This window comes from Kribbella sp. VKM Ac-2566 (assembly GCF_004366005.1).
GTDB lineage: Bacteria > Actinomycetota > Actinomycetes > Propionibacteriales > Kribbellaceae > Kribbella > Kribbella pratensis.
Genome location: NZ_SODT01000008.1, coordinates 1679693 through 1695361 on the forward strand (window position 1 = coordinate 1679693; position 15669 = coordinate 1695361).

The 15669-nt window shown below is 65.7% G+C and carries 21 protein-coding genes; 9 read left to right on the forward strand and 12 right to left on the reverse strand.

The features are described from left to right. The first annotated feature begins 72 nt into the window (after positions 1–72). Entirely contained in the window at positions 73–405 is a 333-nt protein-coding gene (locus tag EV647_RS10995) for a hypothetical protein (protein WP_238177142.1), read from the forward strand. A gap of 147 nt (positions 406–552) precedes the next feature. After that, positions 553–747 (forward strand): hypothetical protein, encoded by a 195-nt coding sequence (locus tag EV647_RS11000; protein ID WP_134001561.1) that lies wholly within the window; start codon positions 553–555, stop codon positions 745–747. 27 nt (positions 748–774) lie between these two features. Here the strand turns inward: EV647_RS11000 and EV647_RS11005 are convergent, their stop codons facing one another. Both EV647_RS11005 and EV647_RS11010 read right to left on the reverse strand, forming a co-directional pair. Next, on the reverse strand, positions 775–1389 hold the full coding sequence (locus EV647_RS11005; RefSeq protein ID WP_134001563.1) for a hypothetical protein: 615 nt from the start codon (positions 1387–1389) through the stop codon (positions 775–777). 208 nt (positions 1390–1597) lie between these two features. Beyond that, positions 1598–1846 carry a hypothetical protein gene (locus EV647_RS11010; protein WP_134001565.1) on the reverse strand — a complete coding sequence of 83 codons (249 nt, stop codon included), beginning with the start codon at positions 1844–1846 and terminating at the stop codon, positions 1598–1600. A 247-nt stretch (positions 1847–2093) separates the two neighbouring features. Here EV647_RS11010 and EV647_RS11015 point away from each other — a divergent pair, with 247 nt between their 5' ends. Next, positions 2094–2600 carry an Ltp family lipoprotein gene (locus EV647_RS11015; RefSeq protein WP_134001567.1) on the forward strand — a complete coding sequence of 169 codons (507 nt, stop codon included), beginning with the start codon at positions 2094–2096 and terminating at the stop codon, positions 2598–2600. A 259-nt stretch (positions 2601–2859) separates the two neighbouring features. Continuing rightward, on the forward strand, positions 2860–3297 hold the full coding sequence (locus EV647_RS11020) for a hypothetical protein (RefSeq protein ID WP_134001569.1): 438 nt from the start codon (positions 2860–2862) through the stop codon (positions 3295–3297). A 253-nt stretch (positions 3298–3550) separates the two neighbouring features. Here EV647_RS11020 and EV647_RS11025 read toward each other — a convergent pair whose 3' ends face one another. Then, on the reverse strand, positions 3551–3754 hold the full coding sequence (locus EV647_RS11025; RefSeq protein WP_134001571.1) for a hypothetical protein: 204 nt from the start codon (positions 3752–3754) through the stop codon (positions 3551–3553). A 38-nt stretch (positions 3755–3792) separates the two neighbouring features. Between EV647_RS11025 and EV647_RS11030 the strand changes: the two genes are divergently transcribed. The 3 genes from EV647_RS11030 to EV647_RS11040 all read left to right on the forward strand — a co-directional run bounded on the left by EV647_RS11030 (position 3793) and on the right by EV647_RS11040 (position 5011). Continuing rightward, positions 3793–4233 (forward strand): hypothetical protein, encoded by a 441-nt coding sequence (locus EV647_RS11030; protein ID WP_202870909.1) that lies wholly within the window; start codon positions 3793–3795, stop codon positions 4231–4233. 145 nt (positions 4234–4378) lie between these two features. Beyond that, positions 4379–4624 (forward strand): hypothetical protein, encoded by a 246-nt coding sequence (locus EV647_RS11035; protein WP_238177143.1) that lies wholly within the window; start codon positions 4379–4381, stop codon positions 4622–4624. Between the two features lie 186 nt (positions 4625–4810). Further along, positions 4811–5011 carry a hypothetical protein gene (locus tag EV647_RS11040; RefSeq protein ID WP_134001573.1) on the forward strand — a complete coding sequence of 67 codons (201 nt, stop codon included), beginning with the start codon at positions 4811–4813 and terminating at the stop codon, positions 5009–5011. A gap of 127 nt (positions 5012–5138) precedes the next feature. Here the strand turns inward: EV647_RS11040 and EV647_RS11045 are convergent, their stop codons facing one another. The 6 genes from EV647_RS11045 to EV647_RS11075 all read right to left on the reverse strand — a co-directional run bounded on the left by EV647_RS11045 (position 5139) and on the right by EV647_RS11075 (position 9882). After that, the gene (locus EV647_RS11045) at positions 5139–6116 is read right to left on the reverse strand and encodes a hypothetical protein (protein ID WP_134001574.1); all 978 of its coding nucleotides are present in this window, start codon (positions 6114–6116) and stop codon (positions 5139–5141) included. Positions 6117–6484: 368 nt separating this feature from the next. Continuing rightward, positions 6485–7510 (reverse strand): phosphotransferase family protein, encoded by a 1026-nt coding sequence (locus EV647_RS11050; RefSeq protein ID WP_238177144.1) that lies wholly within the window; start codon positions 7508–7510, stop codon positions 6485–6487. 228 nt (positions 7511–7738) lie between these two features. Continuing rightward, on the reverse strand, positions 7739–8218 hold the full coding sequence (locus tag EV647_RS41945; protein WP_166680275.1) for a VOC family protein: 480 nt from the start codon (positions 8216–8218) through the stop codon (positions 7739–7741). A 431-nt stretch (positions 8219–8649) separates the two neighbouring features. Beyond that, positions 8650–9003 carry a hypothetical protein gene (locus tag EV647_RS11065; protein ID WP_134001578.1) on the reverse strand — a complete coding sequence of 118 codons (354 nt, stop codon included), beginning with the start codon at positions 9001–9003 and terminating at the stop codon, positions 8650–8652. Between the two features lie 31 nt (positions 9004–9034). After that, positions 9035–9250 carry a hypothetical protein gene (locus EV647_RS11070; protein WP_134001580.1) on the reverse strand — a complete coding sequence of 72 codons (216 nt, stop codon included), beginning with the start codon at positions 9248–9250 and terminating at the stop codon, positions 9035–9037. Further along, complete coding sequence (locus EV647_RS11075; RefSeq protein WP_134001582.1) at positions 9247–9882, reverse strand: MarR family transcriptional regulator; 636 nt, start codon at positions 9880–9882, stop codon at positions 9247–9249. Before EV647_RS11075 ends, EV647_RS11070 begins: the two co-directional genes overlap by 4 nt. 109 nt (positions 9883–9991) lie before the next feature. On the opposite strand from EV647_RS11075, the gene EV647_RS11080 reads away from it, so the two are divergent. Then, positions 9992–11443, forward strand: coding sequence for a serine/threonine-protein kinase (locus EV647_RS11080; protein ID WP_166680276.1), 1452 nt, complete (start codon positions 9992–9994; stop codon positions 11441–11443). Between the two features lie 130 nt (positions 11444–11573). Here the strand turns inward: EV647_RS11080 and EV647_RS11085 are convergent, their stop codons facing one another. Both EV647_RS11085 and EV647_RS11090 read right to left on the reverse strand, forming a co-directional pair. Then, entirely contained in the window at positions 11574–12449 is an 876-nt protein-coding gene (locus tag EV647_RS11085) for an abortive infection family protein (protein ID WP_202876096.1), read from the reverse strand. 403 nt (positions 12450–12852) lie between these two features. Then, the gene (locus tag EV647_RS11090; RefSeq protein WP_134001588.1) at positions 12853–13398 is read right to left on the reverse strand and encodes a hypothetical protein; all 546 of its coding nucleotides are present in this window, start codon (positions 13396–13398) and stop codon (positions 12853–12855) included. Positions 13399–13729: 331 nt separating this feature from the next. On the opposite strand from EV647_RS11090, the gene EV647_RS11095 reads away from it, so the two are divergent. Beyond that, the gene (locus tag EV647_RS11095; RefSeq protein ID WP_166680277.1) at positions 13730–14275 is read left to right on the forward strand and encodes a pyridoxamine 5'-phosphate oxidase family protein; all 546 of its coding nucleotides are present in this window, start codon (positions 13730–13732) and stop codon (positions 14273–14275) included. A gap of 443 nt (positions 14276–14718) precedes the next feature. On the opposite strand, the gene EV647_RS11100 is transcribed toward EV647_RS11095, so the two are convergent. Next, positions 14719–15660 carry an IS30 family transposase gene (locus EV647_RS11100; protein ID WP_202876097.1) on the reverse strand — a complete coding sequence of 314 codons (942 nt, stop codon included), beginning with the start codon at positions 15658–15660 and terminating at the stop codon, positions 14719–14721. Between the last annotated feature and the right edge of the window lie 9 nt (positions 15661–15669).

Genomic DNA, 15669 nt, shown 5'->3' on the forward strand with positions numbered 1-15669 from the left:
GGTTGATCGACAGCCTGCAGGAAACAGTGAGTCGTGGGGTCTCGGTCGCGCCCTCAACTCCGACGCCACGGTGTGCTGCGACCCGATCAGCTGGTCGCGCGGTCGCGGCTGATCTCCAACCCGTCGGCCTTCGTGCTTGGCAAGCCTGGGCTCGGGAAGTCAACGGTGGTACGCCGGATGGCGCTCGGCCTGGCCGGGCACGGCGTCCAGCCGCTCATCCTCGGCGACCTGAAACCCGACTACCGCGACCTCATCGAGGCCCTCGACGGCCAGGTCATCGACCTGGCCCCCGGCCGCGGAAAATGCACCCTCGAAGGCCACCACCACAACGGCAAAGGCCTCGAACCGTTGCCCTGGGCCACACCCCCGGCCGAACTGTACGACCCACTCACGTACGGCGCCTGACAACGCGTTGCCTTGCTCGCGGCTCCACCGGCGACCGGAAACCCGTCTCCGGTGTGACCTGCCGAAACGCAGGCCGGTTGACGAGATGAGGCCGCCGGGGCGACCGTCGTACTGAGTCGCAAGCCACCAAGCGGCAGGAGGCGGCCGATGGCAAATGAAGTGCAGGCGATCAACGTGATCTTCGACGGCCCGCCGGCGCCAGACGCTGGGCGCTTCGTAGAAGTCGAAGACGATCGCGGCCGAAGCCTGAGCATCGGCGAATGGATCGAGCGGCCTGACGGGCTCTGGGCGCTCCGAATCCCGGGAGTTCTGGCTCCACCGCAGCCAGAGCGTGAAGGCTGACGCGCTACCCCAAGTCCGCCCGCGGGGTCAGGTCGACCAGATGTCATCGGCAAGCGAGGAATCATTTCCCGGCCCCGGCCTCCGGCGATCGCGGAGATACTCGCCGACGTCGCCGCCGCAGTCGGTGATGCACTCCCGACCTTCAACCGTCAGCCGAGGCGCGATCCAGCCTTCGGTGAACTCCTCGACGTGCACCGCGTCGATCAGCGAGTGGCGCAGAAGGAGCTCGGCGGCGCCGCGTAGTTCACGCTCACTGAAGGCCAGCGGGGATACCAACTGGTCAGCGAACTCCTGGAAGCTGCCAGGGTGCACACCCTGCTCCTCCTGGGCGTCGAGCCATGTGATCATCTCCGTTCGCAGCACGGCCGAGCGCACCTTCGGATCGGCGCGGTCCGCGACCAGCTGCCGTATCGCTTGGATCCCCGCCGGCGTGATCATGGCCCTCGGAGTGCCGAACGTCGAGTACGGCTTGACCAGACCTTGACTGGCGAGAAGATCCACCAGCTGGAAGCCGCAGTCGACATCGTGCCCGGCGCGCTGCAGGTAGGCGCTGATCGCCTCGTCCGGATCCGTTCCTGCTCGCCCAGCTTCGTAGATCGCTTCGAGCAGGTCGGTAGCGTGCTGATCGATGTCGGTGGCCACTCTTGTTTCCCTTCCGTTCGGGGATGCCCTCTCCCCCGACCCCATCCTCCGCCAGGGCATGAGGTGTTGAGAATCGATCGTTCATTAGACGCACCGGACGGCAGGTGTCGGCACCGCGAGGGACTGCTGCGAGTACGGCGATGCGGCCTGCTTGGACTGCCAGCGGGAACTTTGCGGCGGCGGGTCAGCCCATGGGCCGTTCGGTGAGCTACTGGTCGTCGTCGCCCTGCTGGGTGGACTTTCTTCGCTCGAGCCGCCAGTGGATGTCGCGGGTGTCCGGGTGCCGCCACTCGCGCATCCGGTACTCGAACCCCGGTAGCAGCACGATCGGGATCGGATCGGGGGACGCCGGCGCGACCGCTCCCACCACGATCTTCGCGTCGGTGGGGATGAACGGGGACTGCGCGGGGACCGGCCCGGTGATGATCTCCACAGGGTCTGTATAGGGGCGTGGCATGAGACAACCTTACCGCAAGTACAGGCCAATAGGGATCCTATAGATTCAATTTGAAGATCCGATAGCTCTCTGATAGGGTCCATATAAGGATGGCCCTTCGCAGCGTTCTCGGTACCGGTGCTCGTCCGCCGCGCTCCTGGGGTACGCGATCCGTCGGCTGGTATGTCGACTCGCTCGACCTGCTCACCCGAGATTCGCGATATCTAGGCGCAAATGGCGTCAAACGATGAAAAGGGCGTCACCGCACATGAAGAAGAAGCTCATCGCAGGCAATCTCACAGGCACCGTCGCACTCATCGCACTGGGTGCGTGCGGCACCACCCCTAGCGAGAGCGGGTCGTCTGCGCCGACAACGACCACCACCAAGGCCATGCCAAAGACTGCGCCAAAGACCGCGCCGAAGACCATTCCGAAGACCGTGCCGAAGACCACGCCGAAGGTTTCGCTGACCAAGAGCCAGGAGCAGGCAATTGGTTCGGCCAAGTCTTACCTGGATTTCACCGCGTTCAGTCGCAAGGGCCTGATCCGGCAACTGTCGTCCGATGCCGGTGATGGCTACTCGAATGCGGACGCGACCTTCGCGGTCGACCACATCGAGGTCAACTGGAACGAGCAGGCCGCGAAATCCGCGAAGTCCTACCTGGACATGACCCACTTCTCGCGCAAGGGCCTAATCCACCAGCTCGAATCGAGCGCCGGTGATGGGTACACCCACGCGCAGGCCGTCTACGGCGTTAACAAGGCTGGCCTCTGACGGGGATAGGGAGGACTTCGCACCACGAACAGCATCACGGCCGGGCGTCGTCGGGATGCCGGTTACCCAACAGGAGACCAGCCGTGCCCTCGGACGTGATCCGGGTCTCGATGAACCTCGTTCAGCTCCTGCTGATCGTCGGGTTGTCGTTCGCCGTGGACTTCTTCGCCGGCTTGTGGGTGGCGCGCTGACTTTGCGTAACAGGCGCCCACCAATCCGCCCACCAATCACCGATACACGCACACGAGGGGGAACAATTATGCGAAGAGCCATCGGGGCGGCGCTGCTGCTCGCCCTGACCATCACAGGCTGCGGCGCCGACAAGCCCGCCGCGCAGGCACCCGCCGCAACACCATCGGCGACCGCGACAACTCCACCGACAGCTCAGCGGTACCAGACCGTGGAGGCGTTGAGGGATGCCGCGGTCGCTGCCGGAATGCTGTGCCCGACCTGGGTACAGGACAACGTCGTGGTCGCCGCGGCGGAGTCGGGGACCTGCTCCGAAGACTCGGTGCTCTCGACCTACGCCACCGCCGCAGATCTCCAGCTCGCCCTGGAGAACCTGCAGGGGATGAACGAGCTAGCGAAGGAGAACAAGATTCCGGTGGACCCGCAGTTGATCGGGGCGAACTGGATCATCAACGCACCCGGGGCCGACAAGCTCGCACCCAAGCTCGGCGGTACAGTCGAACGCTGAGCCGAACCGCACATCGCATCAGCTGAGCAGAGCAGATCTTTCACCAGGTCACGGTGCCGTCTACGTCTTCTCGCTCGCCGAACACGTGGACTGTCCCGCGGGCCCCGGTCGGGTCCTCAAGGTCGGCCGGGTCGGTGCCGGCTCCAACAACCGGTTCCGCTACCAGCACTACTCCACGACAGCGGCCAGGTCGACGTTGGCCCGTTCACTGGTCGAATACCAGCTCTTATGGCCATGGCTGGGCATCGCCCACCTAGATGCAAGCTGCGTGCGGGATTGGATGAAGGTCAACCTCGACCGCGCCAATATCTACTGGGCCCAGAAGGCCTCGATCGACGGTGTGCTGTTGGTGCGGCGCTGGCAGGACCTCGACCTCGTAGATCAGCGGTGGCATACCGAGTGTGGCCGCGGCTGCATCGAAGTTTTGGAGTGCGGCACGCAGGTGCTCGAACGCCATGGTGCGCAAGCTACCGCCGGGTGCCCGAAGATCTGTAGATGGAACTGGATCCGGAGCTGCAATGGGCACCGTGGCTGTTGTTCGAGGAGGCCGCGGGCATCGCGCCGCGCGAGCCTGGGGTCTACGTTGCCCGCGAACGACCCACGGGGCAGATTGTCTACATCGGCATGGCGGGCGAGCGCCGTGGCCAGGGAATCCGAGGCCGGCTGCGCATCTACCTCACCGGCAAGGCGGCCGTCAGCGGCTTGGGCGAAGCAGCTCTCGATCGCGCGTTGGCCGACCCGGCGTGGCTCGACCACATGATCGAACGGACTCGGACCGAAGGTCCTCTGCGAGCCAAGCAGTGGGCGCAGGCCGCTCTCACGCGAGCAGACCTCGAGCTGACGTGGACCGTCAGTCCGGACCGCACGTCGGCCGCGATCATCGAACAACGCCTCATCGCCGCAGCAACGCACCAGCTCTGGAACCGACGACGCTAAGCGAGCGGGGGCAGGAGTTGATGAGCCGGGAGTAGCTGCGTGCGCGACGTCCTGATCGCGGCAGTTGAGGTACCTCACTATCTGGAGACACTCACGAAGATCGGGAAGGTGCGCCATGATTGCTCGCGTTGCTATCTGGGAACCGATGCCTGACGACGATCGCCAGTGGGTCATCGACGCGGCCAAGACGGTTCCCGGGGTGCTGGACGCCTACCACCTGCTCGACGCCGACACGGGCAACGGCCTCTCGATCGCCTTCTTTGATGACGACGTGGACATCACCGAGGTCAAGGCGGCCATCTCTCTGAAGGCTGAGGAGATCGGCTGGCATGACGTGCCGCGTCCGGCGCCGAGATCAGAAACCATCTACAGAGTCGTGCGCCAGGGGTAGATGACCGTCGCGGCCGCATGCTCACTCAACGGCATGAGCGCTGCGACACCTACCCGCACCACTGAACAGACGCGGGAATCGGCACAGGTGAGGGAGACGGCTATGTACGCAGTACTAGGTGTATGGGAAATGGACCCAGCCCGGGATGAGGCACAACAATCTGCCTTGGAGGGGATCGTTGCCGGCGTGAGCCAGTTGCCCGGCCTGGTGAAGGGCTATTGGAGCGACTATGAGGACCCGGGGCGGTCACACACGTTCATCGTCTTCTCCGACCGCGATGCGGCAGTGGCCTTCGCCGACAATGTTCGTGGCAACGCCGAAAACCAGACCCGCTCCGGAGTCCGAAACATCAGCCTGGACATCGTGGCTGTCAAGGCCACGACCTGAATTCTGCGGCGTGCAACCCTGTTGTTGACTGGCAGGCACGGGAGTTGATGGGTCGGGAGTAGTCGGAGCGTCATCGGTTTCTGGTTGCCCCAATTCGCCGCCGGTAGGCACAGACGGTCGGACGCGCTCAAGGTTCCAGTCGAAGTCGCACGACGATTCCTTGATCGCTGGACGTCGTCCAGATGCTGCCGAAGGCTACGAGCAGGCTCCCGGCAGTCAGCGGTTGCTCCGGCGTGATCCGTTCGACGACACGGCCGCTGGCGAGATCGACTTTCGTGATCGCGCCGTCGGACCCGCGCACCCACACCGCGCCCCCAGCCGCGATGAGGTCACCGCCGGAGCCTGCACCGAGATTGGTGTACACGGAGCGTGTGACGAGACCGCGCGTCACACGCGCCAGGCCCGCCTCGGTGTCGATCCAGAGGTCGGTTCCCGCCAAGGCGGCCATACCTGGTTTAGGCAGGGAAATCCGACCGACGACTGCGCCGTTCGCAGCGTCGAGCACGACCACCGCATTCTCCGTCGCCGAGGTTGCCACGACACGATCGGCCAGCGCGGCCAACTGCAGATACCGGGAACCAAGTGGGTACGCCGTAACTCGGCCTGTCGCCGGCTCGACGACGCTCGCCCTGGTCCCGTCAGCGGTCAGCACCCAGACGCCGCGCCCCGCGGACGGGAGCGCGAGCTGATCGAAGACCTTGCCAACCGACACGCGGCGTAGGACCCGCCGCGCCTTCGGGTCGATCTGCGCCAACCCCGTGCCGTCATCTGCCGTCGCACAAGCCCAGACCGACAAGCCGTCGGTACCGATGCCCTGGCAGTACTGGCTCTCGTCCGCCACCGTGTCGAGCTTGAACTCGTCGGTCACCCGGTTCGTCGCCGGGTCAATACGCACGGCGCGACCGTCGTCAGTCTTCACCCAGACGGCGCCTGCGGCTGCGACAAGCCCATCGCCATTCATGACCGCGATGGTTGCCTGACGTCGCGCAGAGTAATTGACCGATACGGCAGGTACCGCAGAGGTCGTCACCGGCACGCTCGGCGAAGTGCGCTCGACCGGTGCGGATGAGCAGCCTCCAAGCATCACCAGAGCGGCCAGGATCAAGACCTGTCCGCGTGACCTGGCCCCGCACGTCAACATGCCACCATCATCCGCCGCAGAACACATTCCAGGGCCGCAGCATCTCCCGTTGTTTAACTGGCAGGGACGGGAGTTGATGAGCCGGGAGTAGGCCGGGTGCGCGGCGCCCTGATCGCGGTAGATCCGGAGGCGGTGGACCGAGTCTGAATGCCGCCGGTCAGGCCCTCGACGGTTGGACCTCGGCGGCATCGGTTGACGCAGACCTTCAGCCGCCGAGATTGCCAGGGCTGGGCCTGGACCCTCGATCGCTTTGCTTCGAACGGTCCCGCAACGCGCCCAGAGATTCGGGCGCAGCTCACGATGTCGCCCGTGTAGGCGCGAAGACGTACGACCTACCAGACGAGTCCATCTAGATGGTTACGACCGAAAAGAAGGCGAGCGATGCGGACCTGGGCCGCTTCGCGTATGTCAGGCTGGGGGTGGTGTGCGTAGAGCGCGAGCTCCCCGTACATGTCATAGAAGTTCAACCGCTCGCGCAGCTGCTCGCGCTCGAACAGCTCTGGATATGCGCCATGCAGCCATCCGGGGACCTCTGTGAGTGTGGTCTCGTCGAGCCCTTGTTCGTCGGGTGTGGGTGGGTATTCTCGCGCCCTCGCGCACCAGCGCAGGATCGTATCGAGCTCGACATCCGCCGGCTGAGCCAACGCCTCCGCGAAGTCGATAAGACCGGTGACGCGTCCTTGGTCGACCATCAGATTGGATCCATGTAGATCACCATGGACGAGGACGGGTTCGTCGGCGGCGAACAACACCAACCGCTCCTGGACCCAATCAGTGACGTCGGTGAGCAGGCGCGAGTCATGGCCGGGCAGTCGCCGGGCATCCTCGACCAGCTGGAGCGCCGCACTCACCACAGGTGGATGGAACGCAGCCCACGGCTTCTTCTCGGCGATTGCGTGGGCCAGCCAGGGTGGCAGCAGGCCCGCCGGGACAGGTATCCGGTGCAGTGCACGCAACGCAGCGCCGAGGCTCTCGATCATTGCTTGGCGCGTCGACGAGTCCGCCGCCGGCCACGCGTCGTACAGGGTTCGGCCGGGCAGGCGTTCGGAGACGTACCACGGCCCGTCCAGGCCGTCGCCGTGGGCGAGGTGCCGGGCGTGTGGGACCTCGCTGCCGGCGAGCAGGCTGACGACTGTAGCCTCGTGGCGATACGCGTCGCGGTGCCGTTCGTCGGTGTTCCGTCGTGCGACGTATTCGTCGCCGACCCACGCGCGGCTAACCCAGCCGGCCTTTGGAAGAAAGCGCCCGGTTGCCGGCAGACCAGCGGCCGTCAGGATCCTCAGCAGCGCCGGATCGGTAGCCGGCTCGACGAACGATGTTGATTGGGTGATCGCGCTGCTCCTCAGAACGGCTGACAAGGACATCAACGTAGCGACCTCAACCGCACACAACGATCGATTTCTTGGCCAACCAAACTTGCCTGGCGTGGCAGCAAGCTGCACCTAATGCAACTCCCGTGCTTTCGGAGCCGATAAGCTGCCTTCTGTAAGGTTCAATTGATCACTTTGAACCTTACGGAACCCGTAGCAGTCGGATTGCCGACTCGGCGGTGATGCCGTGGTGAGCAGGCGTTCCGGCCTTTAGCTTCAGTCCAGCTGCAGGCGCGGGGCCGTGTAGAAGGCGGGTGTCCCGTCGCCCCCGAACTCGACGCCGATGAACGGCGCGTGCTCCCCGAACGGCGACAGGATCCGGATCACCGTGCCATCGGGATCCGGTACGTCGAGCTGCACTCCGCCTCCCGGCCCGCGGTCGAACAGCGGGCCATGCGCCACGTCGAGTTCGTCGAAACGTTCCGCCAGCGCCTTCAATACGTCGACGGACGGCACACCGAGGCTGACGACGTCGAAGCCGGCCAGCGACGGCTCGCCGGGCACGGTGTCGAGCCGTCGCAGGCCGATGAGAAACCGCTCGGCGTCATCGGTCAGGACCGCGCCAGTGACGACACCGGGCTCGCCGAACTCCCAGGCCAGCCGCAGCCCGAACACCCGCCGGTACCAATTGACACTGCGCTGGAGATCCGTCACCGGGATCTTCACCTGCAATATCCGCTCGAAGCCCAGATTCATTGCGATTCCCCTCGAAGTCGGCCTCCCCCGAGGATGACGGCCACCCGACCGACTCGTCCACCGTGCCAACCCGGAATCCTCCCGCCCGTTCGGCGCCTCATGAAACCGGGCTGGACGCGCCCGATCTCCCTGCTGCTTACCGATCAGCGGCGCTATGTCACAAGCTCCAGGACACGCAAGGGGGTGTCGGGTCGAGCGGTCGAGCGCGGCGAGCGCGGCGAGCGCGGCGAGCGCGGCGAGCGGTCGATTGATCCGGCCGACGTTTGGTTGGCCAACTGCGGTTCTCGACGTCCTTGCCGCCATGGATGATCGCCCACGCCCAGGGCTGGCGGACGGTCAGCACACGCGCTTCATCGGTCGCCATGGGCAAGTACGCGCCCGCCGCGGCGAGCAGCGGCGATGGTGGCTCGGTCGATCGATAGGAAACGAGGCTAGCTGTTCGGCTCCGACTGGACGTCGGTGGTTCGCTCGATCCCGGCGGCGAGGTCCCTGAACGCAACCGCCTGCGTGAGGGTGCGGACGCGGGCGAGCCCGATCTCTTTCTGGTTGATCGCGCGGACCGTCTCGACCGGCAGCACGTAGAACTCCCATTGGTCGACGTCGAGCGGGTCGTAGGCATCGTGTGTCAGGGCGGTCTGCACGCAGAAGACGTAGACGTCCGCGTTGTACGTCGCAGCGCCCGAGTAGCCGGTGCGATCGTCCCAGGCCTGGGCCTTCAGGCCTCGGAATGAGATTCGAGACGGGATCGCTTGGCCCCACGCCTGGAGGTAGGCGGCCGACTTCACCTCGATCCTGACGCCGGCCGGTGAGAGGACGTCAAACGAGTCCCCACTCGACCCGTGGCGCCGTCGCGGCGACTGCGCGCGCCACCAGGAACTCCACTACGAATCCGCGGGTCGTGTTGGTCCTCAGGTCTCGTAGGGCGTACGCCCAGAACTCGGTGACCGTGGCATCGACTCCGCGGAAACGCTCAGCGCCAGTGAGCGTGAGCGCGGGAGGAGGGTCGATCCAGCCTGGAGGGTCGACGGTCATGTCTCCTCGACCTCCACTGCGAAATTGGCCCCGTCCCGCGTCACCCAGAACACGACGAGTCCTAGTTGCTCGCTGGCGTAGCGGGGGAGTCGGTCGACCAGCCCCCGATACTGCCGGTTGTCCGGAATGGCGATCCCGTACTTCGCGGCTGGGTCGGACATCCGCTGCACCAGCTCGCCGAGCATCCCGACGAAGTAGTTGTGCTGTTGCGGGCCGTTCCGGCTCTTCTCGGCCTTCGCTTCTATTACGTACCGGCGGCCATCCGGGTGGCGGGCATCGACGTCGATGCCCTGGATCTGACCCCAGGCGACCTTGACCTCGAATCCCAAGGCCTCCAAGTGGTCACGGATCGCGGTCTTCACCTCGTCCTCGGTGACCGGGTTCGCGCGCTGACCCGAGATGACACGCACGGGTGAAGCGGCTTCCGGGATGGCGGCGTCCGGCTCGACGAGGACGTTGATGAGCTTGCCGTCTGGCCCAGGGGTACGACGGATCAGGCGGCGTGTTTGAAGCATCCGAGCTGCCTGGTTGATCGACTGTCGCGGAGAGACCCCGAGCCGCTGGGCCAACTCGTCGTCGTCGAGAGGCACATACCTGATGGCCTCCAGGATCCGCTCAGCGATGCTCGCCACGTCTGAATCGTGCCACCAGGACCGACATTCGTCTGCGGGTCTCGGGGTGGAGGCCGACCACGAGTACGATGCGCGGCGACGAAGGCATCAGGAAGGGAGAGCCGGGGGGATGATGCAGCGGCTCACCGATGAAGACCCTGCCGCGGTCGGGCCATACCGGCTCATCGCGCGGATCGGACAAGGCGGGATGGGGGTGGTGTACCTCGCCGAGTCGGGCAGTGGCGAGAACGTAGCGGTGAAAGTCCTGCGGGCCGAGCTTGGTGGAGATCCAGCGTTCCTGGCACGGTTTCGGCGAGAGGTTGCCGCTTGCGAGCGTGTCGGCGGGGTGTGCTGCGCTCACTTTCTTGACGCCGATGTCGACGCATCACCGCCGTGGCTGGCAACCGAGTACGTGGCCGGCCCTAACCTTGCGGAGCACGTTGGCAGCCGGGGGGCACTGGCGGGTCAAATGCTTGTCGGGATCGCCGCGGGCATCGCCGAAGGCCTCGCTGCGATTCACGCCGCAGGCTTGGTCCACCGGGACCTGAAACCAGCGAATGTGATCCTCAGCGCCGAGGGTCCACGTGTCATCGATTTCGGCATTGCCCAACACCAAGACACCACATCTCTTACGGCCGCTGGCACTGTTGTCGGGTCCCCGGGCTGGATGGCGCCCGAGCAGCTGCGCGGTGACGAAGTCAGGTCGGCTGCGGATGTGTGGGCATGGGGAGCGACGGTCGCCTACGCCGCTACCGGACGGGCGCCTTTCGGAACGGGACCAGCGCCCGAGATCGCCCAGCGGGTGGTCTCGGGTCTCGCCGACTTGGCCGGCGTTCCCGAACCGCTGGCCGGCCAAGTGCGAGCAGCACTGTCCCCTGACGCGAGCGCTCGCCCATCGGCGACTGATCTCCTCGGTACCGTCACGAAGTCCGCCGCGCCCGACTCGATCACCGCGGTGCTCGGTGACACCTTCAGGCGACCTGGCGACACCCTCGTCCTACCCCCGCCCGTCAGCCTGCACCGCAAGCGCTGGCTGATCGCGGCTGGGGCCATCTGTACGATCGCCGTCCTGGCGGCAATCGTCGCGGCCCTACTCACCACTGGTGAAACGCCCGCGTCGCGCCAGCCCGCCACAACCGCTACAACCGCTACAAGCGGGACGTCGACCCCACCAGGTGCAACGACGTCGCCTGCTCCCAGGACGCCGTCACCGACGGACCAGTGGTCGATGGCCCACTTCCGGCCCGCGACGGCCGAATCCACGATGTCTGACACCTTTCGGGCCTTCTCAGACCAATCCAACTACATCCCAGAATTCCCGCTCACGATGAACGGCTGCGCCACCCGGGCCATGAGAACGCACTGGCGCAGCCTCGGCAAAGCGATCACGATCGGCAAGGTCTACTACTCCGACACCCCAGAGACCGCCACCAAGGCAGACTCTACGAACCTCGTCACTGCCACAGGCGGATGGATCGACACTGGCGGCTGCGAGCAACCGGTGTTCTTCGTCTCCAACGACTCCGCCGGCACCCTCGTCGACATCACCTTCGAGACCCGGATCTTCGAGCCCGCCCCCTGACCAGCGCAGCGCTTCAACCGGAGCAGATCGGACCGTCGCTGGCCCACGGCGCCCACGACGCTTGTTGATGATCGCGCAGGCTGACGCGCCGACTAGCCCTGCAGGTAAGCGGTACTGCCCCGCGAGGTCCCTACGAGCTCGTCATGTCGCCACCGTGGCTTGCTTGACGGGTACGCCACGGAGCGTTGGCATCGGCGAGGGTGTCGAGCATGAACTCGCACCAGGTCCTCGCGCCGTGCAGGGCAAGCCGCGCATGCCGGGCGCTGAGGCCGGTGCGGGCTTGGCCGGGGCCGTGGCCCGTACCGTAGCCGCGGTTGCGGAGTTCGGCGATGCTGGTGGTGATCGTGATCGCGCCTCCGAGGATCTTCTTGACTCCGTCGGCACCGTCGGCGCCGACAGACACTCCGCCTGGATGAACGGCGAGGGCCTCCTGCGCTTGCTTCACAAGGGCTGGCAGATCGTCCTTCTCGTTCACGGGCACGCCGCACTGTCGCAGGACTACCTTCGCAGTGCTCTCCACAAGCTCTTTGGCCGAGCCGATCACCTGGGCCGGGTCGTCCCGCTCGAGTGCGGCGGTGATTCTGTCCAGGTGCTCGTGAATGACCTGGGGATCTGTCAGACCACTCAGCAGCGGAGGAGAGATGATCTCGATCGGGCCGCCGATGATCCGGCCGTCCTCGGTGAGCGTGTAGTTGTCTCGGGCGAGAAGTTTCCGTACCCGCTCTAGCTGACTGACCTGCCGGGGAGTGAGCTCCCAGTCGGAGGGCGGAGAGATGAGTGGGGCCAGGGCCACCTCGAACACCCGGAGCGCCCTGGTGACGTGACCGACGTCGGTCCAGTCGACCTGGTTGAGGTACTCCTGGAACCGGGTCACGCGCTCGCCACCCACGGGTTCGATCGGATCGGGCGGCGCGAAACCTTCGTCTTGCCACATCGTGTCGATCTCGCGCAGCACCGTGCCGCTCATAAGTTCGCGGATCGCGACTCGCGCGCGGCTGTTGATCATCTCGTGCATGGTGAACGTCGAGAGTACTCGGCCGCGGGCTTCCGCACTTCCAGAATTTCCAACGAACCCGCCCGCTTGCTTGCTGGTGGTGAGAATCGATCGACTTGCCAACAGACGCTGGGTCGGGACGAGTTTGGAGCAAGGCCATCGGGTATCGGAGCCGCATGAGCCCCGGGTGTTCGAGAATCCGGATGCTTGAAGCCCCGGCGTTCAAACAGATGCAGCGCCGGGGCCCACACATGGCCGACGGATCCAAGGTGGGCAGCGTCCTTTCAGGACCAGAGGCGGCTGCTGTGGCCTCCCAACTTGCCGATGCGCCTGGGCGATCACCGGCCGCACCAGCGCGGCAAGATCCGCGAATACGCGACGCATTGAAACCACGCAGCGAGTTGCTCGCGCGCCCTCAGCAGGCCTTGATGTTGCCGTTGTGGCCAGCAGGAACGACATAGCCGCGGTGGACCCAGCCCTGGGCCGGCGCGCCCGGCTCGGAGTTGAAGAACTGCCCACCGGGCGTCTTGTTCGGCCAGTGGATCTTTAGCCAGCGCGGGCCCGTGTTGAGGCTTGGGTCGGGATCGAAGTCCGACTTCTGCTCGCAATCGGCCCACACGACCGTGCGGTTCGCGCTGGTGCCGATCTGCTGGTCCTTGGCGCGGGGGCCCGACCGGACCTTAAGGCCAAGGTCGGCCGTGTCGATGACGACGAATAGGTACGGACCGTTGCCGGTCGGTGGTGCCGTCGAGGTCGCCGCGAGTTTCTCCTTGAAGTCCGCATCACTGATCCTGCCGTCGCGGAGCACGTCGTTGAGCTTGGTATTGCACTGGCTGTTCTGACCGACCGCGATGCAGCCGTCGCCGCCGACGCTGCTGGTGTTGTCGTCGGTCTTCTGAGCGGGGTCGTCCTTACTGAATGCAGCAATGCCACCCAGAAGACCGCCGATTGCGGCAGCCACAGCTGCGCCGATCATGAGTCGGCGGCCGGTGACGCGCTTAGTCGGGGGAGGGGTCTGGTTCGCCGGAGTGGAGGGGGTGGTAGGCGGTACGGCCACGTGCGTGTCTCCTATGTCGCGTCGCGGCGCTCCGCTGGTGCCTCGGCGGATTAGTCACCAGTGGCCGGCGCCTGTCCGCCGCGTTGGCGGATGCTTCGGAGTTTTCCCGTGTCACACAGGGTTAGATCGCGGGAAGCGCGATCCATTCGCATGCTGAGACTTGTTCGTGCCTGCGAAATGTCCGTGGGCCTGGGTAGAACGGTGACCGATGACGGCGTTTACCGAGGAGGACACCATGCGTTGGGCCGAGATCAAGTCCCGTGAGCCGCGTCTGATCGAGTTCGGGCACCGGCGGCTGCTGGATCCGGGAGTCGTCCTCGTCGCCACGATTCGGCGTGACGGTACGCCGCGGCTGAGCCCGGTCGAGCCGTATGTGATGGACGGCGATCTCTGGCTGTCCATGATGTGGGGGTCGACCAAGGCACGTGACCTGCTGCGCGACCCGCGGATCCTTGTGCACAGTGTGATCACGAGCCGCGATGGCGGCGAGGGCGAGTACAAGGTGCGCGGCCGTGCCGAGCCGACTGACGACGCCGCGATTCAGCGTCGCTACGCCGACGCGGTCACAGACGCCCTCGGCTGGCATCCTGTGCCCGGCCAGTTCCATCTGTTCGCGGTCGATGTCACTGACATCACCGTCATCCGTTACGACGATGCCACAGGTGATCAATTCGTCGCCCGTTGGCCGGACGGGCGTGAGTTTGTCCGACGCGGGACCTCGGCGACCTCGGTAGGCGAGCCCGAGACCTACCACGACCTCCTGCGGCTGTCACCGGCGTGACGCGGGGCCGTCCCGGTCTGGTGGAGGATGCCGAAGAAGGCATCGGATGCTTCGGGTCACATACGGAACTTCTCGAGTCGACACAACACGGGATCATCGAGCAGTGGACGCCCCCCACTTCCAGGACCGCCACCGCCAGATCACGAACTACGGCTGGAGTACTAGGCGGCTCCCCGTTCGCGCGGGGACCCGTCTTCTGTCCAACGACCGTGGCCGAACAGTTCGCGATGAAGTCCTTGGATCGCATTGGGCTCAGGCGACCGGGTCGGTCTCGCCGAGGTGACGAAGCTGCTCGACTGGCATCGGCGTGAGAGCTGGCTCAGGTGTTCCGGCCAGGTCAGCGAGGCGCCGGGTGAGGGATCGGACGGATTGCGTGGTCGTCGGTGGCACGTGCCAGGCACGTCCCCAGTCGTCGCCGCGGCTGGCGGCGATCAGAGTCCGTGCTACGTCGCCGATGTCGTTCCAACTCTTGGGCGCGTCGAGGTCGCCCGGGTATGACGCCTCAGTGCCGGTTCTCGTTCGAGCCGCGTTGCGCAGGGAGAGGGCGAGTCGCAGAAGTAGATCGGCGCCCCGAGCGTCGCGGCGATAGCGGTGTGGCGAGCCATCTCGGTTCCCTGGTCCCACGTGACCGAACGCAGTTGCGACAGCGGCACGTCACTCATGCGCTCGTGCAATGCAGCGTGCAGGGCATCGCTGTCGCGGGCCTGGAGATGCAGCAGCCGGATGTTTCTGGTCGTCCGCTCGACCAGCATGCCGATCGCTGAGGCCTGGTCCTTGCCGATGATGAGATCACCTTCCCAGTGGCCGGCCTCGGAGCGGTCTTCCGGTGGGAAGGGTCGGTCCTGGATCGACAGCATGGGCTGCTCGAAGCGGGGCCTGCGACGCTCGGTCTTCTGATGTGCTCGCCGGTGGTCCCGGCCGGTGCGCAGCGGTGAACGATGCTGCGGCGCCACCGGTGCTGGGCGTAGCAGCGTGGTTCCGGGCTCATAGACGGCCTGGTAGATGCTCTCGTGGCACAACCACATCGCCGGTTGGCCAGGGTGCTGCAGCCGAAGCTGCCGGCTGATCTGCTGCGGGCTCCAACGCTGCGACAGCCACTCTGCCACCAACTCACGAAGCGCAGGGTTGGTGTCGAGGCGTCGCCGATGGCGGCATGCCCTGCGAGCCGTCGCCTGACGGTGCGCATGGAACGGACGATAACTACCGCCTGCGTGCGCGTTGCGGCGCAGTTCACGCGAGACCGTCGACGGCGCCCGACCCAGCCGCTCCGCGATCCCACGGATGCTCAACCCAGCCTGGCGCAGGTCCGCGATCTCGATCCGCTCCTCCTGCGACAAGAATCGCGAGCTGACCTCCCGCACCGCCAACCTGTCGAGTAGAGCCACGAACCCGAC

Bases quoted from the DNA above. Each gene is read 5' to 3' on its own strand.
- EV647_RS11015 (WP_134001567.1), top strand. From the start codon at position 2,094: ATGAAGAAGAAGCTCATCGCAGGCAATCTCACAGGCACCGTCGCACTC.
- EV647_RS11025 (WP_134001571.1), bottom strand. From the start codon at position 3,754: ATGGCGTTCGAGCACCTGCGTGCCGCACTCCAAAACTTCGATGCAGCC.
- EV647_RS11010 (WP_134001565.1), bottom strand. From the start codon at position 1,846: ATGCCACGCCCCTATACAGACCCTGTGGAGATCATCACCGGGCCGGTC.
- EV647_RS11020 (WP_134001569.1), top strand. From the start codon at position 2,860: ATGCGAAGAGCCATCGGGGCGGCGCTGCTGCTCGCCCTGACCATCACA.
- EV647_RS11070 (WP_134001580.1), bottom strand. From the start codon at position 9,250: ATGACCGTCGACCCTCCAGGCTGGATCGACCCTCCTCCCGCGCTCACG.
- EV647_RS11085 (WP_202876096.1), bottom strand. From the start codon at position 12,449: ATGATCAACAGCCGCGCGCGAGTCGCGATCCGCGAACTTATGAGCGGC.
- EV647_RS11030 (WP_202870909.1), top strand. From the start codon at position 3,793: ATGGAACTGGATCCGGAGCTGCAATGGGCACCGTGGCTGTTGTTCGAG.
- EV647_RS11080 (WP_166680276.1), top strand. From the start codon at position 9,992: ATGATGCAGCGGCTCACCGATGAAGACCCTGCCGCGGTCGGGCCATAC.
- EV647_RS11095 (WP_166680277.1), top strand. From the start codon at position 13,730: ATGCGTTGGGCCGAGATCAAGTCCCGTGAGCCGCGTCTGATCGAGTTC.
- EV647_RS11000 (WP_134001561.1), top strand. From the start codon at position 553: ATGGCAAATGAAGTGCAGGCGATCAACGTGATCTTCGACGGCCCGCCG.
- EV647_RS11035 (WP_238177143.1), top strand. From the start codon at position 4,379: ATGCCTGACGACGATCGCCAGTGGGTCATCGACGCGGCCAAGACGGTT.
- EV647_RS41945 (WP_166680275.1), bottom strand. From the start codon at position 8,218: ATGAATCTGGGCTTCGAGCGGATATTGCAGGTGAAGATCCCGGTGACG.